This window comes from Neisseria sp. P0022.S010 (assembly GCF_051956635.1).
Genome location: NZ_JBQCXF010000393.1, coordinates 1 through 2783 on the forward strand (window position 1 = coordinate 1; position 2783 = coordinate 2783).

General features: G+C 53.9%; 2 protein-coding genes. Both read right to left on the reverse strand.

Annotated features, from left to right (window positions below):
* Positions 1 to 46 precede the first annotated feature (46 nt).
* Positions 47 to 1093, reverse strand: coding sequence for a FecCD family ABC transporter permease (locus ACTHUT_RS17200; RefSeq protein WP_250599414.1), 1047 nt, complete (start codon positions 1091 to 1093; stop codon positions 47 to 49).
* Positions 1094 to 1616: 523 nt separating this feature from the next.
* Positions 1617 to 2732, reverse strand: a complete 1116-nt coding sequence (locus ACTHUT_RS17205; RefSeq protein ID WP_250599416.1) for an ABC transporter substrate-binding protein — start codon at positions 2730 to 2732, stop codon at positions 1617 to 1619.
* Positions 2733 to 2783: the final 51 nt, after the last annotated feature.

Consider the following 2783-nt stretch of genomic DNA (forward strand, 5'->3'; position numbering starts at 1 on the left):
GCCGCGCCGGATGTGTACGTTTTCAAGTTTCAACATTTCAGACGGCCTATCGTTTCGTTAATACAATCCAGAAGAAGAACGGCACGCCGACAAACGACGTAACAATCCCCACCGGAAACAGCGCGCCCGGGATAATCACCTTGGACAACACGCTCGCCACCGATAAAAACGCCGCCCCTGCCAGCATTGCGCCGGGCAGGAAGAAACGTTGGTCTTCGCCCAAAAGAATCCGCGCCACATGCGGGGCAACCAAGCCGATAAAGCCGATGACGCCGACAAAACTGATTGCCGTTGCCGTCATCACCGCCACCAACACCAGCGTTTTCAGGCGCAAAAGTTGCAGATTAATGCCCAGCCCGACGGCGCGTTCTTCGCCCAGGCGCAGCGCAGTCAGCTTCCACACATCGCGCGAAAGCAGAAACACGCATACCGCCGTAACCGCCGCCGTAACGATGACCGTTTCCCAAGTCGCCTTGGTCAGGCTGCCGAACAGCCAAAACAGAATCTGCTGCGAAATCTCAGGCGCGGCGATAAATTGAATCAGCGACAAAATCGACTGAAACAGAAACAACAGCGCAATCCCCACCAATACCAACATCGCCGAATTGAAGCGGCGCGCCGAAGCAAACAGAAACAAGATGCCCGAAGCCAGCATGGTCATCACAAACGCACCGATAGGAACGGCGACCGTTTCAGGCAGCCCGAAACCGCCGAACGCAATCACCATCGACGCGCCCAAACCTGCCGCCGCCGCCAAGCCCAGCGTATAAGGGCTGGCCATCGGGTTGTTCAACAGCGTTTGAATTTCCGCACCGCCGACACCCAAAGCCGCGCCGACCACCAAGGCCATTACCGCAATCGGCAGGCGCAGATCCATCACAATCAGGCGGTTCATTTCATCGACTCCGGGTTTACCCAGCAAAACATTGACCACTTCACCGACGGGCAGCGTGTCTGTCATTGCCGGGCCGGTGGCGATGTCGAATAGGAAACTGACCGCGGCGATGATTAAAAACATCAACACAATCAACCAACGCTTGCCTTCCAACTTGCGCTGGTTTTTCACAATCTCGGCGACAACCGAATCATTCATTTTTTAAACCTCTGAAATTAAGTAACAAGGTCGGACATCCATGCCCGACCATCTCTTTTGTCTGTGTCCGTTTTGAAGGGTGTTTTTTTGAAAATCGGGATAACGGCGTTCCAAACGGCTTTGCCCTCTCCCTGGCCCTCTCCCACGGGGAGAGGGAACAAATGGCAGGGAATCACAACAATGGTCGGACTTCAGTTATCTGATCCCCTCTCCCCGTGGGAGAGGGAACAAATTGTAGGGAATCACAACAATAGTTGAATCTCAGTTATCTGATCCCTCTCCCCGTGGGAGAGGGCTAGGGAGAGGGTCAAAGCAGTCAACCCCACCTGAAGCTCCCCGTTCGGCACGACGGGCAGTCGTAGAGTGTGCTTTGCCAACAAAAACATGAAATTCCATACCGTTCGCCATCATTTCTGCAAACATTACCCTTGGGCAAAGCCCACGCTACGGTTCTGTATAAAACCCATGCTGCTTTCAGACGACCTTCCGCATAAAAAGGTCGTCTGAAACCTGCAAACCAGCCTTACTGACCTTTCGGATACAGGTAGAACGTACCGTTTGGTACAACAGGCAGGTTTTGGCGGTAGAAGTCCAGATAGGTCTTCTCAGGGTTGAAATCCTTAAACAACTGTGGATAAATCGCTTTGGCCATAAATTGAATCGATGCGCTGTCGGACAGCGTGCGCGAGTTGGCGTGGTAGGCGGCGTAGAGGCGGTTGTTTTTAATCGCAGGCAGGTTGGCCCAGCCGGCGCGTTTGGCAAAGCCTGCCAAGCGTTTTTCCGCTTCCGCTTTCGGAATGCCCCAGCCCATCACCATGGCGGCCGGGTTTTTCTTCAATTCGGTTTCGCGGCCGGTAATCACGATCACGTCGGGTTTGGCGGCGAGGACTTTTTCAGGATTGATCGGGCCGTAGAATTCGACCGAAGAAGCGGCGATATTGTTGCCGCCGACCAGCGTCGCCATCGAACCCCACATGCTCTTGCCGAAGGTAACGCTGTGTTCCGCAGGGCCTTTGTTGCCGAACTCGACATACACTTTAGGCTTGGGCAGGTTGGCTTTTTTCACGCGCGCCTGGATGGTGTCGGCGATGCGTTTGTAGTCCGCCGCCAGCTTGTCCGCCTTTTGCTGCTGGCCGGTCAGCGTGCCGATGAGCTTGGTCGATTGAACGTGTTTGGCGACCGTTTGCGCGTTGTAATCCAACACAACGATGGGGATGCCGGCTTTGTTGATGCGGTCGAGATCGGAACCCAAAGCCTTGTATTGCCATTCGGCCAAAACCAGCAAATCGGGTTTCAGCGCCAATACTTTCTCAATCGAGAAAGTGCCGACTTCCACTTCGCCCACGTCGGTCAGCTGATTCAGTTTAGGCACGGCTTTGCTGAATGCCGCCCAGCTTGGCGGCGCCCAGTCGGCCCAAACTGCTTTGGAGAAACCGACGACGTTATCCAGCGCGGTTTTACCGCCGATGGCCATGTAGTCTTGGTAGTAGAAGCCCAAAACTACGCGTTTGGCAGGCAGGTCGACGGTTACCTTACGGCCGACGGTATCGGTCAGCTGAACCGGTTTGGCAAAAGCAGATACGGGGCCGATTGATAAAGCTGCGGCGGCAATCAAAGCAGAAAGTTGCGTAAATTTCATGAATTATTCCTTTAAAATATGATGATAACTATTATCTTTTATAAGTTTACA